Raw genomic sequence first — 21,457 nt, 5'->3', positions numbered from 1 at the left:
ACCTCTCCTGTGGTGAGTCAGGATGGCTCGCGATCGTGTGCCTACTCGTCGAGCTGGAGGCCACCGAAGTACATCAGCGGATCGCTCAGCAACTCGATCTGGACGCCGTCGGGGTCCTTGAAGTACATCGACTCCTCAATGCCGCGATCCGGTCCGGCGTACGGCACCCCGGCCTTGTCGAGACGAGCGCGGACCTCCTCCCACCGGTCCCGCGGGCAAGAGATGGCGATGTGCTGCACGCTGCCGAGCGATTCGACTCCCGGCTCGAGGCCCAGCCCCGGGAAGTCGAAGAAGCCCAGCAGGGTCTTGTTGCCGAGGTCGAAGAAGAAGTGCGACGAGCCGGGGTAGTCCCGGTTCTCGACCAGCTCGATGAGCGGAAAGCCCAGCAGGTCCTGGTAGAACCGGATGGTGGCCTCGGGGTCGCTGCAGATCAGCGCCGCGTGGTGGATGCCCCGGCCGTTGCTGGCCGGCCGCCGGTCGGGCGGCAGCAGGTAGCGGTCTCGCAGCTCGGCGCGCCGCTCGGCCAGCCGGGCGCGCTCGGCCTCATCCGGCTGGGGAGCCATCAGCCCAGCCGTTCCTTCAGGAACTGCACGGTGCGCTGCCAGGCCAGCTTGGCGTTGTCCGGGTCGTAGGTGCCGAGCAGGTTCTCGTCGTTGTGGAAGGCGTGCCCGGCGGGGTAGTAGAAGAACTCCACGTCGGCGCCGGCCTCCTCGCGGATCTGCTCCTCCAGCGCCCGCGCCGATGCTGCCGGAAACATCTGGTCGTCCTCGGCGTAGTGGCCCTGCACCGCCGCGGTCAGGCCCGAGTACTGCGACGGGACGCCCGGGCCGACTCCGTAGAACGGCACCGCGGCGCCGATCTTGTCGCCCTGCTGGGCGGCCAGCATCAGCACGAAGCCACCGCCCATGCAGAAGCCCACCGCGCCCAGTTTGGCGGAGGTGACCGCCTCGTGGCCGAGCAGGTAGTCCACCGCGCCGGACAGGTCCTGGGCGGCCTGCTCGACCGGCAGCTGGGACAGCATCTCACCGGCCTCGTCAGCGTCGTGGGTGGTCCGGCCGCCGAACAGGTCCGGCGCCAGTGCCACGAAGCCTTCGGCCGCCAACCGGTCGGTGATGCCGACGATGTGGTCGGTCAGGCCCCACCATTCCTGGATCACGATCACGCCCGGCCCGCTGCCGCCGGGCGGCAACGCCAGGTAGCCGTGCGCCTGGCCGCCGTTGCTGGCGAAGGTGGTGTTCTGGGCGGTGCTCTCCTCGCTCACGCGGAACCTCGCTCATCTGATCGACGCTGCCGGACTTCGGACCTGCTCCCGAACCTAATTCCCAGCTCGGCCACCCGGCAACCCGGCCCCGCGGGCTGCCGGGCCGGCGCCGGTCAGCGGTTCAGCAGCGCCACCCGGCCGAGCTCTCCGGAGGCCCAGCAGGCGCCGTCCCGGGTGCAGCTGACCGTGTCGAAGCTGCCGTCGTCGAACTGCTGCCAGTGCCGGCCGCCGTCGTAGCTGACGTCGCTGCCGGAGATGCCGACCGCGACCGCGGTGTCGCTGTGCGGCAGCCAGGCCACCCCGGAGCGGTACCCGCTCGGCGCGTCGGACACCAGTTGCCAGCTCTGGCCACCGGTGCGGGTCAGGGCCAGGGCATCGGTCGCGCTGGTCGGGGTGGTGAAGTCGCCGCCGGTCGCGATGCCGTGCCGGTGATCGCGGAAGGCCAGCGCGAAGACGCCCGCGGTCGGGCCGCTGCCCATCCCGGTGCTGGTGACCGTCCAGCTGTGGCCGCCGTCGCGGGAGTGGAACACCCGGGCCTGGTCCTGGCCGCCGGTGCCGAACCAGGCCTCGCGCCCGAGGGTGGTGAGGCATTCGCCGCCGGCCGCGAAGGCCGCCTCGCCGGGCAGCGCGGCCGGCATCGCGGTGTCGAGCACCTGCCAGCTGCGACCACCGTCGCGGGTGGCCAGGATCCGGAACTTCCCGTCGACCGGGTCGCTGAGCACCAGGCCGTGGTTGCGGTCGGAGAACGACATGCAGTCGAAGAACGCCGCCGGGTCGGTGTTGCGGTAGGCCACCTGCCAGTGCCGGCCGCCGTCGCTGGTGGCGTACAGGGCCGAGTCGGTGCCCACCCCGGCAGCCATCGCGACCGCGTGCCGGGGATCGAAGGCCTGCACGTCGCGGAACTGCAGGGTGTCGGCGCCGGCCGGCGAGACGTCGGACCAGTGCCGGCCGCCGTCGACCGTGCGCAGCACGGTGCCGTCGTAGCCGCCCACCCAGGCGACCCGGGCGCTCACCGCCGACAGGCCGCGGAAGTGCGAGGTGCTGCCGGTGTCGAGCAGTCGCCAGGACAGCTCGACGTCGGAGTGCTTCGTGGCCGAGTTCGAGGTCCGGGTGGCGGACGAGGCGGCGGAGGCGGGTGCCGGCAGGGCCGCCGGGAGCGCCAGCAGCACGGCCAGCGCGGTGCCCGCGGCGGCGCGGGCGGAGAAGGTGGTCAGCGACAGGTTCATGCGCCGCGACCTTACTCAGCGCCCGGTTCGCAGTGGATGAAGTCTCACTGCGAAGCCGCCCGCCGCCGTGGCATGGTGGAAAGCATGAGCATGCAGGCAATCTGGAACGGGGAAGTCATCGCCGACAGCGACGACACCGTGGTCGTGGAGAACAACCATTACTTCCCGCTGGAGTCGGTGCGTCCGGACGTGCTGCGGCCCTCGCAGCACCACACCGTCTGCCCGTGGAAGGGCACCGCGTCGTACTACTCCGTCGAGGTGGACGGAAAGGTCAACGCCGACGCAGCGTGGTACTACCCGGAGCCGAAGGACGCCGCGGCCCAGATCAAGGACCGGGTGGCCTTCTGGCACGGCGTCGAGGTGCGCGCCGGCTAACCGTCCCGCCCGCCCGGAGGTACCCGCCAGGGCAGCGGGGACGAGCCGGACATGGCGCGGATTTCCGCGCCAGCCGCTGGTTCGGGCGTGGCATCAGTGGCAGGGTGGGCACCGTCTGCCGTGCTGCTGAGAAGGAGTGCCTGCCATGCCTGTTCACGACGGTCCGTGGCCGGACGGCACACCCTGTTGGGTGGACGTGTCGGTGTCCGACCTCGGCACTGCCCGGCTGTTCTACGAGGGCCTGTTCGGCTGGAGCATGCAGGAGGGCCCAGCGGAGGCCGGCGGCTATCTCAACTGCACCAAGAACGGCCGGCTGGCCGCCGGCATCAGCCCCAAGATGATGCCCGAGGCGCCGTCGGCCTGGACGGTCTACTTCGCCACCGCCGACCTCGAGGCCAGGGTCCGGCGGGTCACCGACAACGGTGGGCAGGTGCTGATGGGCCCGATGGACGTGCTGGACCTCGGCGGGCTGGCGATCTGCGCCGATCCGGCCGGCGTCACCTTCGGGCTGTGGCGGCCCGGCAGCCACCTCGGCGTCGGGGTGGTGAACGAGCCGGGCTCGCTGATCTGGACCGAGCAGCTGAGCCACTCGCCCGAGGCCTGCGTGGCCTTCTACCGCGCGGTCTTCGACTGGGAGATGCACGACTGGTCCTCCGGCGGGCCGCCCTATTGCAGTTTCGTCGGCGAGGGCCGCGACATCGGCGGGGTGGGCGGCTATCCCGAGGACGGGGAGGACCTGCCGGACCAGTGGTGGGCGGTGCTGGCCGTGGACGACACCGACGAGGCGGTGGACCGGGTGGTCAAGCTCGGCGGCAGCGTGATCCGGCCGCCCGCCGACTCGCCGTACGGCCGGCGGGCCTCGGTCGCCGACAGCGAGGGCGCCCGCTTCGGGCTGCTGGCCGCGCCGCCGGAAGGCTACGGCGACTGACGCCCCGCAACGACGGACGCCCCGCACCGGCCGAGGGCCGCTGACCGGTGCCGGCCCGGGGTCGAGAACAATCTCAGGACATGACGACTGACGCGCAGCCGGAGGCACCGGCAGGGAAGTTGCACTGGCAGGACACGGCCGGGGCCGGGCAGCTGCTCGCGGCGCCGGTCCGGGACTTCCTGGCCGGCTGGCCGTCCACCGGGCAGGTGACGGTGGCCGAGATCGATCCGGAGCTGGCCGACACCGCCGCGTTCTGCCAGGCCTACGGGGTGCGGCCGGAGGAGTCGGCGAACTGCGTGGTGGTCACCGGCAAGCGGGCCGGCGAGGTCCGCTACGCGGCCTGCCTGGTGCTGGCCGTGCACCGGGCCGACGTCAACGGCGCGGTGCGGCGGTTGCTGGACGTGCGCAAGGCCTCGTTCGCCCCGATGGCCGAGGCGGTGGAGCTGACCGGCATGGAGTACGGCGGCATCACCCCGATCGGGTTGCCGGCCGGCTGGCCGGTGCTGGTGTCGGCCGAGGTGGCCGCCGCCGGGCCGGTGGTGATCGGCAGCGGGCTGCGCCGGTCCAAGCTGCTGGTGGACGGCGCTCTGCTGGCCACCCTGCCGGGCGGCCAGGTGGTGCCCGACCTGTCCCAGCGCTGAGGCCGGCCTCCCCGGCCGGGCGGTTAGCCGCCCAGCGCGTCCAGCAGCGCCGGGTGCAGCAGCCCGTTGGAGGCGGCAGCGTTGCCCTGCTGCACGCCGTCCACCCCGTTCAGGCCGGTGAACCGGCCGCCGGCCTCGGTGACGATCGGTGCCAGGGCCGCCATGTCCCACAGCGACAGTTCCGGCTCGGCGGCCAGGTCCACCGCGCCCTCGGCGACCAGCATGTAGGACCAGAAGTCGCCGTAGGCCCGGGACCGCCAGACCTGGCCGATCAGCTCCAGCATCTCCTGCTGCCGGCCGAGCTCGGCCCAGCCGGATAGTGACGAGTAGGACAGGCTCGCGTCGGCGAGCCGGTCGACGGCCGAGACCCGCAGCCGGCGGGGCGGTCGGCCGAGCGAGGCGCCGAACGCGCCGTGCCCGCGGGCGGCCCACCAGCGCTGCCCGAGCGCCGGCGCGCTGACCACTCCGAGCACCGGCTCGCCCTCGACCAGCAGGGCCAGCAGGCTGGCCCAGACCGGCACCCCCCGGACGAAGTTCTTGGTGCCGTCGATCGGGTCGAGCACCCAGGTGCGCGGGCCGCTGCCGGCCGAGCCGGACTCCTCGCCGCAGAACGCGTCGTCCGGGCGCTCGGTGGCCAGCTGCTGCCGGACGAGCCGCTCGACGGCCTGGTCGGCGTCGCTCACCGGCGTCAGGTCCGGCTTGCTGGTCACCACCAGGTCGGCGCTGCGGAACCGCGCGGTGGTGATCGCGTCGGCCTGCCCGGCCAGCCGCAGCGCCAGTTCCAGGTCGGCGGCCCAAACCTGATCGTCCGGACCGGGCTGGTCGGCCGGATCGGCCGGATCGGGCTGGGCGGCGGGATATCCCGGCGTGCTGGTCACGGCCTGCAGGCTATCGTCGCCGGGTGACCCAGGGCCAAGCCGCTACCGAGCGTGCCCGCGCGCTGGCCGACCCGGCCTCGTTCGACGAGATCGCCGATCCGGCGCTGCGGAAGGTGCTGCGCGCCTACCTGGTGCGCGGCCGGTTGCCGGTCATCCCCCGGGGCGGGGCCAAGCGCAGCCTGCTGCTGGCCTACCTGGCGACCGCCTTCGAGCCGGGGTTGCGCTATCCGGAGACCGAAGTGAACGAGATCGTGGGAGTGTGGCACCCGGACGTGGCGGCGCTGCGCCGTTACCTGGTCGACGAGGGGCTGCTGGCCCGGCAGGACAGTGTGTACTGGCGCTGCGGGGGCTGGGTATGACTGTGTCTCTCGGCCCGTCGGCTCGTTCGGCGGTCGCGCCGTTCTACGTGATGCAGGTGTTCCAAGCGGCCGAGCATCGGCGTGCGCTGGGACTGCCGGTGTACAACCTGGCGATCGGCCAGCCGGGCACGCCGGCTCCGGCGGTGGTCCGGGAGGCAGCCCGGCAGGCGGTGACCGGGCACCGGCTGGGCTACACCGACGCACTGGGCCTGCCGGAGCTGCGCGAGGCGATCGCCGGCCACGTCCGGAACTGGTACGGCATCGAGGTGCCGGCGGCCAACGTGGTGGTCACCACCGGCTCGTCCGGCGGCTTCCTGGCGGCGTTCCTGGCCGCCTTCGGCACCGGCGACACGGTGGCGATGGCCCGGCCGGGGTACCCGGCCTACCGCAACATCCTGACCAGCCTGGGCTGCTCGGTCGTGGAGTACGGGTGCGGCCCGGAGCAGAACTTCACCCCCACGCTCGACTTGCTGCGGGCGCTGGAGCAGGTGCCGGCCGGGCTGGTGCTGGCCTCGCCGGCCAACCCGACCGGTGCCATGGTGCCGGCCGGCCAGCTCACCGAGATCGCCGCCTGGTGCCGGGACAACGGCGTCCGGCTGGTCTCGGACGAGATCTACCACGGGATCAGCTACGCCGGCCCCGGCGCCTGTGCCTGGCAGTTCGACCGGTCGGCGATCGTGGTGAACTCGTTCTCCAAGTACTTCTCGATGACGGGCTGGCGGATCGGCTGGCTGCTGGTGCCGGACGAGCTGCTGGACGCCGTCGACCGGCTGATCGCCAACTTCACCATCTGCCCGCCGACGCTGTCGCAGCTAGCCGCGCTGGCCGCCTTCGACGCGCACGCCGAGCTGGCGGCGAACGTGGCCCGCTACGCCGAGAACCGGGCACTGCTGCTGGAGGCGTTGCCGGCGATCGGGCTGGGCCGGCTGGCGCCGGCCGACGGGGCGTTCTACCTCTATGCCGACGTCTCCGACCACACCGACGACTCGTGGGGCTGGGCGCGCCGGCTGCTGGCCGACACCGGGGTGGCGCTGGCGCCGGGTCGGGACTTCGACACCGTGGACGGGCACCGGTTCGCCCGGCTGTCCTTCGCCGGCGAGACCGCCGAGATTGAGCAGGCGGTGCAGGTGCTGGGCAAGTACCTGGCCGCCGGCGGCTGAGCCGCCCAGACGTCAATTGACCTGCGTTGCTTGCTACGTGGCGGAACTACCAAGCAAGTCTCAAGTTAGGGTTGAGACAGTCGCTGGCAGAGGCAACACTGTTCGAGTTTTGTCAGTGCGTCCTGGGACACTCTGTACGAGGCATCCGCCTCAACGGGGCAAGCAACGACGCTGGCCTCGACCTACCGCAGCGGATCAAGGCCAGCGCTCGCCTAGAAACGAGAGGCAACCTTACCCCGCTGCCTAACTCGACCAGCAGGAGGTCGATATGGCGAAATCAGGTGGGCGCGCGAGAAGTGCCACCACGGGCCGTTACGTCACAAAGGCAACGGCCCGGCGCAACCCCGGGGGGACTGTCGTGGAACACGGCCCGAACCGCAGCCACGGCACTCACTACCGGGACGCCAGAACCGGTCAGTTTGTAACTGAGCAGACGGCGGCTCGCCGTCCGCACAGCACGGTGGCGGAGAGGGGTTAGCGAGGTCAGGGCCGCGTCGGCTGGAAGTCCGGGCGCGGCCCTGTCTCCGCCGGTGGATTCAGCTGGTCCGGACTGCCGGTTCGCCGGCGGGGACGCGGGCCGTCCGGCGGCCGAGCGAGCCGCGCAGCACCCGCAGCACGATGCCGGGAGCCAGCAGCCTGGTCGGCGGGTCCACCAGGTTGAGCACCCGCAGGAACGCCGCCCCCAGCACCGGATCGGCCGTCGCCGCCTGGTGCAACCGGTGCACGTAGGCGTTGACGAACCGCACCTTCGGGCTACGCCGGCCGGACACCTCGGCAAAGCGCAGGTCGGTGCCGACCGCGATCGACCACGGCCCGTCGATCACCTTGGCGGCGCCGGCGAAGAACCGCCGCGCCAGTGTGTCGGTGCCGGCGCCGGAGGGACGTACCGCGAGCAGCCGGCGCAGCAGCAGCGCCTCCAGCGCGGCCACCGTCATGCCCTGGCCGTAGATCGGGTTGAAGCTGCACAGCGCGTCGGCGAACACCAGGTAACCGGCCGGGAACCGGCGCAGCCGCTCGTAGCGGCGCCGGGTGCTCACCGGAAAGCGCATGGTGGCCGGCGGGCCGGATGGCACCGCGGTCCGCACCACCTCGCCGACCTGCGGGGCGGCCAGCGAGTCGGCGAAGGCAGCCATTCCCTCGTCGTCGGTGGGCGGTTCCTCGCCGAGCATGCCCGACAGCGCCACGGCGTACCGGCCGTCCTCCTGAGCGGCGACGATGCCGGCCCGGGGCTGGCCCGGCACCGCGTTGGTCAGCGCGCCGGAGAGTCCCTCGAGGTGGTGCGGCTCCCGCAGGTAGCTGCGGGTGACGTAGGTGACGCCGACCCGCACCTGCTCTTCGGCCGGCCGCGGATAGCCCAGCGATTCCAGCCAGATCGGGGTGCGCGAGCCCCGGCCGCCAGAATCCACCACCAAGTCGGCGGCCAGGCTCTCCTCCACACCCCCGGCCGGCAGCAACCGCACCCCGGTGACCCGGCTGCCGTCGGCGGTGGTGATCAGGCCGAGCACCTCGACCGGGCTGCGGATCTCCACCCCGGGCAGCGCCGCCACCCGAGCGCGCAGGGCATCCTCCAGCAACGGCCGGCTCATTCCCACCGCGATCAGCGGGGACGGCGCACGCCGCATCCGGTAGCCGTCGTTGTACCAGTGCACGTCGCCGTGCAGGTCGACCAGCGGCGCGCCGCGGGCGTTCAGCTCGGCCGACAGGCCCGGGAACAGCTCGTCGAGCGCCTCCTTGCCGCGCGAGAGCAGCACGTGCAGCTGCCGGCCCTGCGGCACCGCGCGGCGGGCCGCCGGCCGGTCGGGCAGCACGTCCCGGTCGATCAGCACCACCCGGGCGAAGCGGTCGCTGAGCACCCGGGCCGCCAGCAGCCCGCCCACGCTGGCGCCGATCACCACGGCACTACCGGCAGAAGACATGCTCGTAGCTTATAGATACCGAAACTATCCATCTCTCGGATCTTGTCCGGTTGGCGCCGCCCTCAGGGCAGCGCGATGGCGCCGCCGAGGTCCTTGCGGCTGACCAGCAGCCGGCGGAACGCCTCCAACCGGGCCGGCGTGGAATGGCCCTCGGCCACCCAGGCGTCCAGCCGGCAGCCGTCCTCGGCGGTCAGGTGCTCGCAGCTGCCGGGGCAGCGGGCGGCGCCGTCCTCCAGGTCCGGGAACGCCCACAGCACGTCGTCGGCCGACACGTGCGCCAGCCCGAACGAGCGCACCCCGGGGGTGTCGATCACCCAGCCGTGCGCCGGTTCCGGCAGCGCCAGCGCAAACACCGAGGTGGAGGTGTGCCGGCCCTTGCCCACGCCGCTGACCGCGCCGGTGCTGCGCGCCGCGCCCGGCACCAGGGCGTTGACCAGGGTGGACTTGCCCACCCCGGAGTGCCCGACGAACACCGTCACGTGCCCGTCCAGCACCGCGCGCACCGGAGCCAGGTCGGCACCCCGCTGGGTCACGATGGCCGGGACGTCCAGCGGGCCGTAGTGTGCCAGCACGTCCTCCGGCGAGGCCAGATCTGCCTTGGTGAGCAGCAGGATCGGTTCCAGGCCGGCGGTCAGCGCGGCCACCACGCACCGATCGATCAGCCCGTACACCGGCGGCGGGTCGGCCAGCGCCGCCACGATCAGCAGCTGGTCGGCGTTGGCCACGATCACCCGCTCGTACGGGTCGTTGTCGTCGGCGGTGCGCCGCAGCACGGTCTCGCGCGGCTCCACCCGGACGATCCGGGCCAGGGTGTCCGGGCCCCCGGTCCGGTCGCCCACCACGCCGACCCGGTCGCCCACCACGATCGCGGTCCGGCCCAGCTCGCGGGCCCGCATCGCGGTCAGCAGCACGGTGTCTTCGGAGCCGGAGGGGCCGTCCAGCAGCACGGTGAACCGGCCCCGGTCGACGGTGACCACCATGCCGGTCTCGGCGTCGGAGTGCGCCGGCCGCTGCTTGGTGCGGGCCCGGCTGCCGTAGCGGGTGGGCCGGTTGCGGACGTCGTCCTCGTCCAGCCGCCTGGAATCGCGCCGCGCCACCCGGCTTACCGCTCGGCCTGGGCAGCGTCGGTAGGGTCGAGCAGCCGCTGCCACATGCCCTCGAAGTCGGCCAGGGTCTTGGAGGTGCAGCCGATGTCGTCCACCTCGACGCCTGGCACCGCCAGGCCCAGCACCGCGCCGGCCTGCGCCATCCGGTGGTCGGCGTAGCTGTGCCACCGGCCGCCGTGGAGCCGGACCGGTCGCACCACCAGGCCGTCGGCGGTCTCGCGGACCTGACCTCCCAGCCCGGTCAGTTCGGCGGCCAACGCCGCCAGCCGGTCGGTCTCGTGGCCGCGGATGTGGGCCACCCCGGTGATCACCGACTCGCCGTCGGCGAGCGCGGCGAGCGCGACCAGCACCGGCGTCAGCTCGCTGGCCGCGTGCAGGTCGGCCTCGAGTGGGGAGATAGCGCCGCTGCCGGTCACCGTCAGGCCGGCCTCGTTCCCGATCACGGTGGCGCCCATCGAGCTGAGCAGCTCGGCCAGCAGCGCGCCGGGCTGGCTGGTGACCGGTGGCCAGCCGGGCACCGTCACCGAGCCGCCGGTGACCAGTGCCGCGGCCAGGAACGGGGCGGCGTTGGACAGGTCCGGCTCGATGACCTGGTCCGGCAGCCGGATGGGGCCGGGGCTGACCTGCCACCGGTTGGCCACGCCGTCGGCGACGCTCACCCCGGCCGCCCGCAGCGCGGCCACCGTCATCTCGATGTGCGGCAGGGACGGCAGGCCGGGACCGTCGTGCACCAGTTCCAGGCCGTCGTCGAAGCGGGCACCGGCCAGCAGCAGCGCCGAGACGAACTGCGAGGACGCGGCGGCGTCGATCCGCACCAGGCCGCCGGGCACCGAGCCCGTTCCGTGCACGGTGAACGGCAACGTGCCCCGCCCGTCGTCGCTGATCGCCGCGCCGGCCTGCCGCAGCCCGTCGAGCAGCACCCGCATCGGGCGGACCCGGGCCGCCGGGTCGCCGTCGAAGCTGCTGTCGCCGCCGGCCAGCGCGGCCAGCGGCGGCACGAACCGCATCACGGTGCCGGCCAGGCCGCAGTCCACCGGCCCGCCGTGCAGCGCGGCGGGCTCCACCAGCCAGTCCGGGCCGTCCTCGCGCACCCCGGCGCCCAAGCTGCGCAGCGCCGCGGCCATCAGCAGGGTGTCGCGGGCCCGCAGCGGGGCGCTGATCCGTACCGGGTTCTCCGACAGCGCCGCCAGCACCAGCGCCCGGTTGGTCAGCGACTTCGATCCGGGCAGCTCGACGGTGGCCGTGACCGGGCCGGCGGCGGTCGGCGCCGCCCAGGGGCGTCCGGAACTTCCGGCGGGAGCTGTCACGGCATCAGTATGCCGAGCCGGCGGGTCAGTCCTGCCCGGCCTCCCGGCGGCTGCCGGCCCGGGTGCGCAGCGGGTCCGGCGCGCCTTCGGCCGGGAACCGGCGCAGGAACTCGGCCTCCAGCTCGAGCATCCGCCGGGTGTGGTGGTCGAGGGCGTCCTCGCTGCCGTTCAGCAGGGTCTCGTGGCGGGTCTCGTGCAGGTGGGTGACCTCGCGTCGCAGGTCGTCATCGGTTAGGTCCGCCGGGTCGATGCCGTTCGGGTGCTCTGCCATGAGACTCCTTCGCTTGTAGTGCTGTGCTGGTAGCCGGCTGCTCGGACCAGTCCGTGCGTAACACGATGCACTGCGCCCGACGATTATGCCTGCCGTGGCCGGAGGCCTGCCTCGTCGCGCGTGCTGCCTACAGCGGCAGCCGTTCCTGCTCCGGCAGCGCGACCGGCTCGATCAGCTCCGGGCCGTCGTTGCGGACGTTGCCCACCGCCGGCGAGACCACGTAGGGCTCCAGCCGGGCCGGCGGGATCTCCTCCAGGATCCGGCGGGCGGTCTCCGGGTCGTCGCTGGAGCAGTCCAGCCAGGCCGCCTGCAGCCGGGGCGGCACCAGCACCGGATTGCGGTCGTGGATCTCGCCCAGCAGGTCGGTGGCCTGCTGGGTGATCACCGTGCAGGTCCACAGCCAGCGGTGCGGGTCGTCCTCGGCCATGGTGGGGTCGCGCCACAGCTCGTAGAGCCCGGCCATCGCCAGCGTGCGGCCGTCCGGGTCGTGCAGAAAGTACGGCACCTTGCCGCCCTCGTTCTTCTGCCACTCGTAGTAGCCGGCGGCCGGCAGCAGGCACCGCCGGCGGGCGGCGGCCTTGCGGAACGCCGGCTTCTCGGTCACCGTCTCGATCCGGGCGTTGATCATCCGGGCGCCGCCCTTGGCGTCCTTCGACCAGCTCGGCACCAGCCCCCAGCGCAGCGTGCGCAGCTGGCGAACCGGTGAGTCAGGCTCATCGACCTGCTCAGCTTGCTCTTTCAGCGGCCGCTGTAGGACGGCCCGCACCAGATCGGTCGGCGCGACGTTCCAGGACGGCGCCGGCTGCTCGCCGACCACCTGCTCGACGTCGAACTCCTCCAAAAGGTCGGCCGTGGAGGCCGAGCTGACGTAGCGACCGCACATGCCTCGATTGTGCCGCACTCGGAAGCGGGCTCCGCGGACGGCGATGCGGCAGGATGGGCGGATGCCACGGCTGACGATCTCGACCCCGGTCGGCCCGGCGGTCCTCGAGCTGGACCCGGTCCCGGACGCCCGGCGGCTGCTGGTGATCGGGCACGGCGCGAACGGCTCGATCGAGGCACCCGACCTGCTGGCCGTCCGCGCGGCGTGCCTGGCCGCCGGGATCAGCGTCGCCCGGGTGATCCAGCCGTACCGGGTGGCGGGCAAGAAGGCGGTGCCGGCTCCGGCCATCCTGGACCAGGCCTGGCGGGCGGTGATCGCCTCGCTGGGCCGGCGCAAGGCCACCGCCGGGCTGGAGTTCGTCTACGCCGGCCGGTCCTCCGGCGCCCGGGTCGCCTGCCGCACCGCCGCCGACGGGCTGACCAGGCCGCCGGCCATCGGGGTGGTGGCGCTGGCCTTCCCGCTGCACCCGCCGGGCCGGCCGGACAAGTCCCGGCTGCCGGAGCTCGCCGGGGTGGGCGTTCCGGTGCTGGTGGTGCAGGGGACCAACGACGCGTTCGGCATGCCGGAGTCCGCACCTGGCCGCCGGGTCGAGCAGGTGCCCGGCGACCACGGGCTCAAGCGCGGCACCGCCGCCATCGGCCGGCTGGTCGCCGAGTGGATCGACGCGCTGCCCGCGCCGCCCAGGTGACAAGGCCGCCCGCCGAAGGCCGCACGCGGCCCGCGTGACAACCCGGCACCGCAGTGCCAGAGTCGGCGAATGGATTCCAGCACCGGTATCAGCGAGTTCCTGGCCGCCCGCGACCTGCTGCTGAACAGCCGCGGCGACCTGGCCGGCGCCTGCCGGCAGTTCCGCTGGCCGCGCCCGGAGCGGTTCAACTGGGCGCTGGACTACTTCGACGGGGTGCTGGCCACCGAGCGGGGCGAGCAGGACGCGCTGCGGCTGATCGAGGACGACGGCAGCCGGGCCGACTACACCTTCGCCCGGCTGTCGGACTCCTCCTCGCGGCTGGCCGGCTGGCTGGCCGGCCACGGGGTGCGCCGGGGCATGCGGGTGCTGCTGGTGCTGGGCAACCAGGTGGAGCTGTGGGAGTCGATGCTGGCCTGCATGAAGCTTGGCGCGGTGATCATCCCGGCCACCACGCTGCTGTCTCCGGCCGACCTCGCCGACCGGCTGGACCGGGGTGGCGTCGGGGCGGTGATCAGCCGGTCGGACCTGACCGCCGGCTTCGGCCCGGCCGGCGGGGGAGCCGGCGGCTACCTCAGGGTGGCGGTGGGCCCGCCGGTGGACGGCTGGCTCGACTACGCCGAGGCGGCCGGCTTCGACCGGCCGTACCAGCCGGACGGCCCGACCGCCGGGGACGATCCGCTGCTGCTGTACTTCACCTCCGGCACCACCGCCCAGCCCAAGCTGGTCGAGCACACCCACCTCAGCTACCCGGTGGGGCACCTGTCGACGATGTACTGGATCGGGCTGCGGCCCGGCGACGTGCACCTCAACGTCTCCTCGCCGGGCTGGGCCAAGCACGCCTGGTCGTGCTTCTTCGCGCCGTGGAACGCCGGGGCCACCGTGGTGCTGTTCAACTACCTGCGCTTCGACGCCGCCCGGATGCTCGACGTGCTGGCCGAGGCCGGCGTGACCACGTTCTGCGCGCCGCCGACGGTGTGGCGGATGCTGGTGCAGCAGGACCTGACCCGCTGGCAGCTGTCGCTGCGCGAGGTGGTCGGCGCCGGCGAGCCGTTGAACCCGGAGGTGATCGAGCGGGTCCAGCGGGCCTGGTCGCTGACCATCCGGGACGGCTTCGGCCAGACCGAGACCACCGCCCAGATCGGCAACCCGCCCGGCGAACTGGTCAAGCCTGGCTCGATGGGCCGGCCGCTGCCCGGCTACCGGGTGGTGCTGGCAGACCCGGTGACCGGCCAGGCGTTGCCGGCCCCGGGCGCGGACGAGGACGAGGACGGGGCAGCGCCAACGGAGGGGGAGATCTGCCTGGACCTGTCCGAACGCCCGGTCGGGTTGATGGTCGGCTACCGCGACGACCCCGAGCGCAACGCCGTCGCGATGGCCCACGGGCTCTACCACACCGGCGACGTCGCCAGCATCGACGCCGACGGCTACATCACCTACGTCGGCCGCACCGACGACGTGTTCAAGTCCAGCGACTACCGGATCAGTCCGTTCGAGCTGGAGAGCGTGCTGATCGAGCACCCGGCGGTGGCCGAGGCTGCCGTGGTTCCGGCACCCGACGAGATCCGGCTGGCGGTGCCCAAGGCGTACGTGGTGCTGGCCGCCGGCCACCAGCCGTCCCCGGAGCTCGCCGGGCAGATCCTGGCGTTCTGCCGCCGGCAGCTGGCGCCGTACAAGCGGATTCGCCGGCTGGAGTTCGCCGAGCTGCCCAAGACGATCAGCGGCAAGATCCGCCGGGTGGACCTGCGCGGCGCCGAGCTCAGCCGCGGCGAGCAGCGGGCGGCCGGCGAGTACCGCGAGGAGGACTTCCCGCGGGACGGCGAGGCCGGCTGAGCCGGCGCCGACGCCGGCAGGGTTACGTCCGAGGTCAGGTGGCGATCGGCGCGGTGCCGGCGCCGGTGAGCCGCAGCAGGTCGGCCGGCGCCAGCTCCAGCTGCAGCCCGCGCTTGCCAGCCGAGACGAACACCGTGTCGAAGCCGGTGGCCGAGGAGTCCACCAGCACCGGCAGCGCGCTCTTGTGGCCCAGCGGGCTGATCCCGCCGACGACGTAGCCGGTGGCCCGCTGCGCCTTGGCGGGATCGGCCATCTCGGCGCGCCGGCCGCCGGCCGCGCTGGCCAGCGCCTTGAGGTTGAGCCGGCCGGCGACCGGGACCACCGCGCACACCAGCCGGTTGTCGACCGCCGCGATCAGGGTCTTGAACATCCGGCGCGGGTCGATGCCGAGCTGGGCCGCCGCCTCCTCGCCGTAGGAGGTCCGGCTGGCCCGGTTGTCAATGGTGTAGGGGTGCAGGGTGTAGCTGACCCGCGCCCGGTCCAGCGCGACCGTCGCCGGGGTTCCGCCGCTCATGGCATCCGATCCTGCCAGCCGGTGCCCGGACGGACAGCCCGCGCCCGGCCAGCACCCGCCCGGCACAATGGCGGCATGCGCGAGGTGCACACGTCCGGGAGTTCCGGCGAGCCGATCCGGCTGGGCCAGTTCCTCAAGCTGGCCGACGCGGTCGAGCTGGGCTCGGACGTCAAGCTGCTGCTGGGCACCGGCACGGTGCTGGTGAACGGCGTGGTGGAGACCCGCCGGGGGCGCCAGCTGCTGCCCGGGGACGTGGTCAGTGTGCGCGGTGAGCAACTGCTCGTACACTGACAGTTGGCTGTTGCTCGGACCCATTCGATAACGAATAATCTCCTTGTAAAGAATGGCTTTCCGTCATTCGAAAAGGGCTGGTCATGCTCTGCGACCGGCCACGGGGGGAACGGACACGCACGTGACGCACAGTATCGGCCTGCCCTATCCAGCCAGCCTGGTGCGCAGCTGGGGGCACCGGGCACCGCAACTGCTCAGCGCCGCCATCCTGGCCGCCATCGCGCTGGGGATCCGGCCGCTGACGCCCACTCCGCTGACCATGCTGACCTCGCTGGTGCTGCTGGTCTTCGTGGTGGTCACCTGGCTGTTAATGCGCCAGCACGACCGTCGGCTGTGCGAGCGGTGCGCGGCCTCGCTGCCGTTGAACGCCGCCGAGCACGCCGCGCGGTTCGGCCGCCGGTTCTGGCTGGCGCACGCCGGCAGCAACCCCCGGGTGCTGGTGCCCTACCTCGTCGTGCTGATCGGCTCGAACTTCCTGACCAGCCCGCCGGGAAGGATCGTCTGGGCGGTGGTGCAGTCCAGCATGATCTACCTGATCATGGCCCATTCCACCCATCGCAAGCTGCAGCCGTGGTGCCCGCAGTGCTCCGGCGGTGGTGGCGGCCAGGACCACAAGGTGGACGAGCCGGACTTGCCCCGCGGCGACCGGCTGCTGGTGTGAGCTAAGGCGGGAATGGATCCGGCACACGGTCGTGTTGCAGATCTCGAACCTCGGCTCACCCGCCGAGCCCCGCACGTCGCCAAGGAGCAAGCCATGCTGGTGTTGGATCGCCCGCCCGCACCGGGCGTCCGATCCGCTACCGCATACGCCGCCGGCGGCGCCGTCGCCGTAAGCTCACAGGTACCGGATTCGTTCGGAGGTCCGGCAGCTCAGGCGAAGGGAATCGCGGTGGCCGAGGAGACAGTCGAGGAGCGTCGAGCTCGGTTCGAGCGGGACGCGCTGCCCTACCTCGACCAGCTGTACGCCGCCGCCATGCGGATGACCCGCAACCCGGCCGACGCCGAGGACCTGGTGCAGGAGACGTTCGTCAAGGCATTCGCGGCCTTCCACCAGTTCTCCGAGGGCACCAACCTCAAGGCCTGGCTCTACCGGATCCTGACCAACTCCTTCATCAACACCTACCGCAAGAAGCAGCGGCAACCGCAGCAGTCCAACTCCGACACCATCGAGGACTGGCAGTTGCACGCGGCCGAGTCGCACACGTCCAGTGGGCTGCGCTCGGCCGAGATGGAAGCCCTGGACCACCTGCCGGACTCCGACGTCAAGGAGGCCCTGCAGGCGCTGCCCGAGGAGTTCCGGCTGGCGGTCTACCTCGCCGACGTCGAGGGCTTCGCCTACAAAGAGATCGCAGAGATCATGGACACCCCGATCGGCACCGTGATGTCCCGGCTGCACCGTGGCCGCAAGCAGCTGCAGGTGCTGCTGGCCGACTACGCGCGCGACCGCGGGCTGGTCAAGGCGGCCACCTCGACGTCCCAGACCGAAGGAGAACACTCATGACCGGCTTCGGTCCCGGTGGCATGGACTGCGAAGAGGTCCTCGCCGACGTCTACCTCTACCTCGACGACGAGACCGACGGCGAGGTGCGGCGGCGGATTCGCAGCCACCTGGACGGCTGCGCGCCCTGCCTGCGCCAGTACGGCCTGGAGCAGGACGTGAAGGTGCTGGTGGCCCGCAGCTGCGGTGGCGACATCGCCCCGGACAGCCTCAAGGCCCGCATCCGGATCCGGCTGCAGCAGGCCACCATCGACGCCGGCCACTTGGAGTACCGCGCCGAGTAGGCGTACACCCTGGCAAGAAAAGCGTCTGGCTCCCGGGCAGTGACCCGAGAGCCAGACGCTTTTCGTTGTGGATGGATTCTCAGGTACGCACCCCGCCCGAGACCGGCAGGCCGCCGTCGCTGCCCGGCAGCGTGCTGACGGTGTCGTCCCGCTCGGTGTAGTAGTCCTCCGGGACGGTCGCGTCCTCGCCCTGCGGTGCCTTCATCGCCCGCAGCACCAGGGTGAGCAGCACGGCCACCACCAGGTTGAGCACCAGCGCCGAGAACGCGATGTAGACCTTGGTGTGGGTGTACGGGAAGGTCGCCAGCGAGCCGCCGAAGTGCTGGGTGACGGCCGACTTCTGGTTGTAGGCGGCCGTCGTGCCGTAGATCATCCCGACCGCCCAGCCGGCCAGCAGCGCCCAGCGGTGCAGCCAGCGGGTGTAGAGGCCGACCACGATCGCCAGGAACGTCTGCAGGATCCACACCCCGCCGAGCAGCTGCAGGTTGATGGCGTTCTGCTTGTCCAGCCCCAGCACGAAGGCCAGCGCGCCGAACTTGACCACCAGCGAGGTGATCTTGGCGACCTGCGCCTCCTGCTTGGGAGTGGCGCGCGGGGCGAGGAACTCCCGGTAGACGTTGCGGGTGAACATGTTGGCGGCGGCGATCGACATGATCGCGGCCGGCACCAGGGCGCCGATGGCGATGGCCGAGTAGGCGACGCCGGCGAACCAGCTCGGGAACTCGTCGCGGAAGAAGTGCGGCACCGCCAGCTGCGGGTTGGCCTTGCCGTCGGTGCCGATCACCGAGGTCTTCTCGGCGATCGCGGCGTAGCCGAGCAGGGCCAGCATCGCCAGCAGCAGCGAATAGGCCGGCAGGATCGCGGTGTTGCGCCGGATCGTGGTGCGCGACCTGGCCGACAGCACCCCGGTCATCGAGTGCGGGTACATGAACAGCGCCAGCGCCGAGCCGAGGGCCAGCGTCGCGTAGGCCCAATAGTTGTTGCTCTTGGGCACGAACACCCCGGTGGCGGCACCGGTCTTGGGGTTCTTGGTGGTCATCTTGGTCTCGGCCGCCTCGAACAGGTGGTGGTAGCCGATGTGCACCCCGACGTAGACCACGGCCACCGCGATCACCAGGTAGATCAGGCTGTCCTTGACGAAGGCGATGATCGCCGGTGCCCGCAGGCCCGAGGAGTAGGTGTAGGCGGCCAGCACCGCGAAGGCGATCAGCAGCGGCAGGTCGCGGACGAAGGCGTTGCTCTTGCCGCCGATGCCGATGGTGTCGATGACGGCCTGGATGCCGACCAGTTGCAGGGCGATGTAGGGCATGGTGGCGACGATGCCGGTGACCGCCACCGCCAGCGCCAGGAACCGGGAGTCGAACCGGCCGCGGACGAAGTCGGCGGCGGTGACGTAGCCCTTGCTGTGCGAGACCGACCACATCCTCGGCATGAACACGAACACGATCGGGTAGATCAGGATCGTGTAGGCGACCGCGAAGAAGCCGGTGACCGCTCCGGTGGCGAACATCGCGGCGGGCACCGCGATGAAGGTGTAGGCGGTGTAGAGGTCACCGCCCAGCAGGAACCAGGTGATCACCGTGCCGAAGCTGCGCCCGCCCAGGCCCCACTCGTCGAGGCTGTGCAGCGAGTCCGCCTTGCGCCAGTTGGCAGCCCAGAAGCCGCCGATGGTGACCAGCAGGAAGAAGAACAGCAGGACGCCGAGGCCGACGCCGTCGACGTTCGTGTCGGTGGCCAACCGCACGGTGCCGGCGCTCATCGGGTGCTCCTACGGTCGCGCTGGATGAGCAGGTAGGAGCCACCGGTGCAGAACCCGCACACGATGACCCACAGCATCTGGTACCAGTAGAAGAACGGGAAACCCCACAGTTCGGGATCCTTGCGGGCGTAGCTGGGTACCCAGAGCAGGGCCACGATCGGTATGGCCAGCAGGATTGCGACGGCAACGGCGACGCCGGGTGACAGTCGGTGCCTCGATGGTTGGGACAAGACGACCTCCTCCGGAAGGAGCGTGAGAACCGTCGAAATGTAGTGCATGGCCGGTTTACTCGGCGTCTGGCGCGCTGTGCTGGCAGCAGCCCCATCAGACGGCGCCGCCGTGGCCGGCATGCCGAAGCGGGCACCGGGCCGGCGCGCCGCCCGGGGGAGCCGAGCCCGTCGACAGCGCCTGTGGCAGGCTCGACTGACCATGTCAGCACTGTCGGACCTGCTCGCCACCGCCACCTCGCTGGACGAGCGCCAGACCGCCCACCTGCAGCAACTGGCCGCCGAGTGGCAGCTGCTGGCCGACCTCTCCTTCGCCGACCTGCTGCTGTGGGTGCCCACCGCGACCGAGGGGGAGTTCCTGTGCGCCGCGCAGTGCCGGCCCACCACCGGAGCCACCGCCTACCTGCACGACCGGGTGGGGGAGCGGCTGACCGGGCAGCGGGCCGCGGCGCTGCGCATCGCGCTCACCGAGGCCCGCATCTTCCGCGAGTCCGACCCGGACTGGGAGGGCGACACCCCGATCCGGCGCGAGGCGATCCCGATCCTGTTCGAGGGCCGGCCGGTGGCCGTGCTCGGCCGGGACGGCAACCTGACCAGCCTGCGCAGCCCGAGCCAGCTGGAGCTGGCCTACCTGCAGAGCGCCGCCGACCTCGCCTCGATGGTGGCCACCGGCGCGTTCCCCGGGCCGCCGAGCGAGCGCGAGGAGGGCGCCGGCCCCCGGGTGGGCGACGGCATGCTGCGGCTGGACCCGCACGGCCGGGTGCTCTACGCCAGTCCCAACGGCTCGTCGGCGTTCCGCCGGCTGGGCTATCCGGGCAACCTGCTGGACGCCAGCTTCGGCGACGTGATCACCGAGCTGGCCCGGGATCCGTTCCGGGCCGCCGAGCTCGCCCAGATGACCGCCGACGCGCTGGCCGGCCACCATCCGGCCAGCCGCGAGCTCGACGGCGCCGGCACCATCGTGCAGTTCCGCGCGATCCCGTTGTACCCGCGGGGGGAATCACTCGGTGCGCTCGTGCTGCTGCAGGACGTCACCGAGCTGCGCCGCCGGGACCGGCAGATCCTGTCCAAGGACGCCACCATCCGCGAGATCCACCATCGGGTGAAGAACAATCTGCAGACAGTGGCGGCACTGTTGCGGCTGCAGGCCCGCCGGGTCGCCAACCCCGAAGCCCGGACGGCGCTGGAGGAATCCATGCGCCGGGTGTCTTCCATCGCGCTGGTACACGAGACACTGTCCTCGGCGATCGACGAGGAGGTCGCCTTCGACGAGGTGGTGGACCGGCTGCTGGCGATGCTGGGGGAGGTGGCCGGCTCCGGCGGCCGGGTGCTGGTCGAACGGGTCGGCAGCTTCGGCGAGCTGTCCGCCGAGCTGGCCACCCCGCTGGTGATGGTGCTCACAGAGCTGGTCGGCAACGCGGTGGAGCACGGATTCCCCGGCAACCGCAGCGGATCGGTGCGAGTGTTCGGCGAACGGTCGCGCGGGATGCTGACGGTTCAGATACTCGACGACGGTGCGGGATTGCCGGACAAGTTCTCCGTCGACAACAGTGACCGGCTGGGCCTGCAGATCGTCCGGACGTTGGTGGAAGCGGAACTGGACGCGAGCCTGGAACTCACAGGTCGCGGGCCGACCCAGCCGGGAACTGCGGTGACCCTGCGGGTTCCGGTGCACCGGCGCGAGCGGGCTCGCGGGGCCGACAGCGGCGCAGGGTAGGGCAGGTCAGGACATTCGGGCCCGGGCTCGGGCGTTGCGGCGCTTGAGAGCACGCCGTTCGTCTTCGCTCAGGCCGCCCCAGACGCCGGCGTCCTGGCCACTTTCCAGTGCCCACGACAGGCACTCTGACATGACCGGGCAGCGACGGCACACGGCCTTCGCCTCTTCGATCTGCATCAATGCGGGACCGGTGTTCCCGATCGGAAAGAACAGTTCCGGGTCCTCGTCGCGGCATACCGCGCGGTGACGCCAGTCCATGCGGTGGTTCTCCTCACTAGCTGGGAAAGCTGCTGACGGGCCCGTCTGACCTGACAGCAGGTGCTTGTGAATTCTTTCAC

General features: G+C 72.0%; 25 protein-coding genes. 12 read left to right on the top strand and 13 right to left on the bottom strand.

Translation table 11 applies throughout. The annotated features are described in order from the left end of the window. Positions 1-41: 41 nt before the first annotated feature. The 3 genes from VLJ82_RS19755 to VLJ82_RS19745 all read right to left on the bottom strand — a co-directional run bounded on the left by VLJ82_RS19755 (position 42) and on the right by VLJ82_RS19745 (position 2,487). Positions 42-563, bottom strand: a complete 522-nt coding sequence (locus VLJ82_RS19755) for a VOC family protein (RefSeq protein WP_408665079.1) — start codon at positions 561-563, stop codon at positions 42-44. Continuing rightward, the gene (locus VLJ82_RS19750) at positions 563-1,261 is read right to left on the bottom strand and encodes a dienelactone hydrolase family protein (protein ID WP_408665078.1); all 699 of its coding nucleotides are present in this window, start codon (positions 1,259-1,261) and stop codon (positions 563-565) included. Before VLJ82_RS19750 ends, VLJ82_RS19755 begins: the two co-directional genes overlap by 1 nt. 113 nt (positions 1,262-1,374) lie before the next feature. Beyond that, a complete protein-coding gene (locus VLJ82_RS19745; protein WP_408665077.1) occupies positions 1,375-2,487 on the bottom strand; it encodes a WD40/YVTN/BNR-like repeat-containing protein in 1,113 nt (370 codons plus the stop codon). Between the two features lie 90 nt (positions 2,488-2,577). Between VLJ82_RS19745 and VLJ82_RS19740 the strand changes: the two genes are divergently transcribed. The 3 genes from VLJ82_RS19740 to VLJ82_RS19730 all read left to right on the top strand — a co-directional run bounded on the left by VLJ82_RS19740 (position 2,578) and on the right by VLJ82_RS19730 (position 4,431). After that, positions 2,578-2,862 carry a DUF427 domain-containing protein gene (locus tag VLJ82_RS19740; RefSeq protein WP_408665081.1) on the top strand — a complete coding sequence of 95 codons (285 nt, stop codon included), beginning with the start codon at positions 2,578-2,580 and terminating at the stop codon, positions 2,860-2,862. 145 nt (positions 2,863-3,007) lie between these two features. Next, positions 3,008-3,790, top strand: coding sequence for a VOC family protein (locus VLJ82_RS19735; protein ID WP_408665076.1), 783 nt, complete (start codon positions 3,008-3,010; stop codon positions 3,788-3,790). An 80-nt stretch (positions 3,791-3,870) separates the two neighbouring features. Further along, positions 3,871-4,431, top strand: coding sequence for a YbaK/EbsC family protein (locus VLJ82_RS19730; protein ID WP_408665075.1), 561 nt, complete (start codon positions 3,871-3,873; stop codon positions 4,429-4,431). Positions 4,432-4,454: 23 nt separating this feature from the next. Here VLJ82_RS19730 and hisN read toward each other — a convergent pair whose 3' ends face one another. Further along, positions 4,455-5,216 (bottom strand): histidinol-phosphatase, encoded by a 762-nt coding sequence (gene hisN / locus VLJ82_RS19725; RefSeq protein ID WP_408665080.1) that lies wholly within the window; start codon positions 5,214-5,216, stop codon positions 4,455-4,457. 116 nt (positions 5,217-5,332) lie between these two features. Here hisN and VLJ82_RS19720 point away from each other — a divergent pair, with 116 nt between their 5' ends. Then, complete coding sequence (locus tag VLJ82_RS19720) at positions 5,333-5,668, top strand: DUF2087 domain-containing protein (protein WP_408665074.1); 336 nt, start codon at positions 5,333-5,335, stop codon at positions 5,666-5,668. Continuing rightward, positions 5,665-6,828, top strand: coding sequence for a pyridoxal phosphate-dependent aminotransferase (locus tag VLJ82_RS19715; protein ID WP_408665073.1), 1,164 nt, complete (start codon positions 5,665-5,667; stop codon positions 6,826-6,828). The genes VLJ82_RS19720 and VLJ82_RS19715 overlap by 4 nt, the downstream gene beginning before the upstream one ends. Positions 6,829-7,364: 536 nt before the next feature. Here the strand turns inward: VLJ82_RS19715 and VLJ82_RS19710 are convergent. The 5 genes from VLJ82_RS19710 to VLJ82_RS19690 form a co-directional block, all read right to left on the bottom strand. Then, complete coding sequence (locus tag VLJ82_RS19710) at positions 7,365-8,744, bottom strand: FAD-dependent monooxygenase (protein ID WP_408665072.1); 1,380 nt, start codon at positions 8,742-8,744, stop codon at positions 7,365-7,367. A 62-nt stretch (positions 8,745-8,806) separates the two neighbouring features. After that, positions 8,807-9,841, bottom strand: coding sequence for a ribosome small subunit-dependent GTPase A (rsgA, locus tag VLJ82_RS19705; RefSeq protein WP_408665071.1), 1,035 nt, complete (start codon positions 9,839-9,841; stop codon positions 8,807-8,809). 5 nt (positions 9,842-9,846) lie between these two features. Next, positions 9,847-11,157, bottom strand: coding sequence for a 3-phosphoshikimate 1-carboxyvinyltransferase (aroA, locus tag VLJ82_RS19700; protein WP_408665070.1), 1,311 nt, complete (start codon positions 11,155-11,157; stop codon positions 9,847-9,849). A 25-nt stretch (positions 11,158-11,182) separates the two neighbouring features. Then, positions 11,183-11,428, bottom strand: a complete 246-nt coding sequence (locus VLJ82_RS19695; RefSeq protein WP_408665069.1) for a DUF6158 family protein — start codon at positions 11,426-11,428, stop codon at positions 11,183-11,185. Positions 11,429-11,555: 127 nt separating this feature from the next. Beyond that, positions 11,556-12,311 carry an SOS response-associated peptidase gene (locus VLJ82_RS19690; RefSeq protein ID WP_408665068.1) on the bottom strand — a complete coding sequence of 252 codons (756 nt, stop codon included), beginning with the start codon at positions 12,309-12,311 and terminating at the stop codon, positions 11,556-11,558. Between the two features lie 61 nt (positions 12,312-12,372). Between VLJ82_RS19690 and VLJ82_RS19685 the strand changes: the two genes are divergently transcribed. Together VLJ82_RS19685 and VLJ82_RS19680 are read left to right on the top strand one after the other, a co-directional pair. After that, positions 12,373-12,999: an alpha/beta family hydrolase gene (locus VLJ82_RS19685; RefSeq protein ID WP_408665067.1), complete on the top strand. Its 627-nt coding sequence runs from the start codon at positions 12,373-12,375 to the stop codon at positions 12,997-12,999. A 69-nt stretch (positions 13,000-13,068) separates the two neighbouring features. Beyond that, positions 13,069-14,829: an AMP-binding protein gene (locus tag VLJ82_RS19680; RefSeq protein ID WP_408665066.1), complete on the top strand. Its 1,761-nt coding sequence runs from the start codon at positions 13,069-13,071 to the stop codon at positions 14,827-14,829. 34 nt (positions 14,830-14,863) lie between these two features. Here the strand turns inward: VLJ82_RS19680 and ybaK are convergent, their stop codons facing one another. Further along, positions 14,864-15,343 carry a Cys-tRNA(Pro) deacylase gene (ybaK, locus tag VLJ82_RS19675; protein ID WP_408665065.1) on the bottom strand — a complete coding sequence of 160 codons (480 nt, stop codon included), beginning with the start codon at positions 15,341-15,343 and terminating at the stop codon, positions 14,864-14,866. A 75-nt stretch (positions 15,344-15,418) separates the two neighbouring features. On the opposite strand from ybaK, the gene VLJ82_RS19670 reads away from it, so the two are divergent. The 4 genes from VLJ82_RS19670 to rsrA all read left to right on the top strand — a co-directional run bounded on the left by VLJ82_RS19670 (position 15,419) and on the right by rsrA (position 17,416). After that, complete coding sequence (locus VLJ82_RS19670; RefSeq protein ID WP_408665064.1) at positions 15,419-15,634, top strand: RNA-binding S4 domain-containing protein; 216 nt, start codon at positions 15,419-15,421, stop codon at positions 15,632-15,634. A gap of 121 nt (positions 15,635-15,755) precedes the next feature. Next, on the top strand, positions 15,756-16,295 hold the full coding sequence (locus VLJ82_RS19665) for a hypothetical protein (RefSeq protein ID WP_408665063.1): 540 nt from the start codon (positions 15,756-15,758) through the stop codon (positions 16,293-16,295). Positions 16,296-16,388: 93 nt separating this feature from the next. Next, complete coding sequence (locus VLJ82_RS19660; RefSeq protein ID WP_408665062.1) at positions 16,389-17,135, top strand: sigma-70 family RNA polymerase sigma factor; 747 nt, start codon at positions 16,389-16,391, stop codon at positions 17,133-17,135. Further along, the gene (gene rsrA, locus VLJ82_RS19655; RefSeq protein WP_408665061.1) at positions 17,132-17,416 is read left to right on the top strand and encodes a mycothiol system anti-sigma-R factor; all 285 of its coding nucleotides are present in this window, start codon (positions 17,132-17,134) and stop codon (positions 17,414-17,416) included. The genes VLJ82_RS19660 and rsrA overlap by 4 nt, the downstream gene beginning before the upstream one ends. Positions 17,417-17,495: 79 nt before the next feature. Here rsrA and mctP read toward each other — a convergent pair whose 3' ends face one another. Next, entirely contained in the window at positions 17,496-19,175 is a 1,680-nt protein-coding gene (gene mctP, locus VLJ82_RS19650) for a monocarboxylate uptake permease MctP (RefSeq protein WP_408665060.1), read from the bottom strand. Next, positions 19,172-19,405: a DUF3311 domain-containing protein gene (locus tag VLJ82_RS19645; RefSeq protein ID WP_408665059.1), complete on the bottom strand. Its 234-nt coding sequence runs from the start codon at positions 19,403-19,405 to the stop codon at positions 19,172-19,174. Before VLJ82_RS19645 ends, mctP begins: the two co-directional genes overlap by 4 nt. A gap of 199 nt (positions 19,406-19,604) precedes the next feature. On the opposite strand from VLJ82_RS19645, the gene VLJ82_RS19640 reads away from it, so the two are divergent. After that, a complete protein-coding gene (locus VLJ82_RS19640) occupies positions 19,605-21,119 on the top strand; it encodes a sensor histidine kinase (RefSeq protein WP_408665058.1) in 1,515 nt (504 codons plus the stop codon). 6 nt (positions 21,120-21,125) lie between these two features. On the opposite strand, the gene VLJ82_RS19635 is transcribed toward VLJ82_RS19640, so the two are convergent. Continuing rightward, the gene (locus tag VLJ82_RS19635; protein WP_408653391.1) at positions 21,126-21,377 is read right to left on the bottom strand and encodes a WhiB family transcriptional regulator; all 252 of its coding nucleotides are present in this window, start codon (positions 21,375-21,377) and stop codon (positions 21,126-21,128) included. Between the last annotated feature and the right edge of the window lie 80 nt (positions 21,378-21,457).

Origin of the sequence: Jatrophihabitans sp. (assembly GCF_035474675.1) — a bacterium.
Lineage (GTDB): Bacteria > Actinomycetota > Actinomycetes > Mycobacteriales > Jatrophihabitantaceae > Jatrophihabitans_A.
This window is presented reverse-complemented; position numbering and strand designations above follow the sequence as displayed.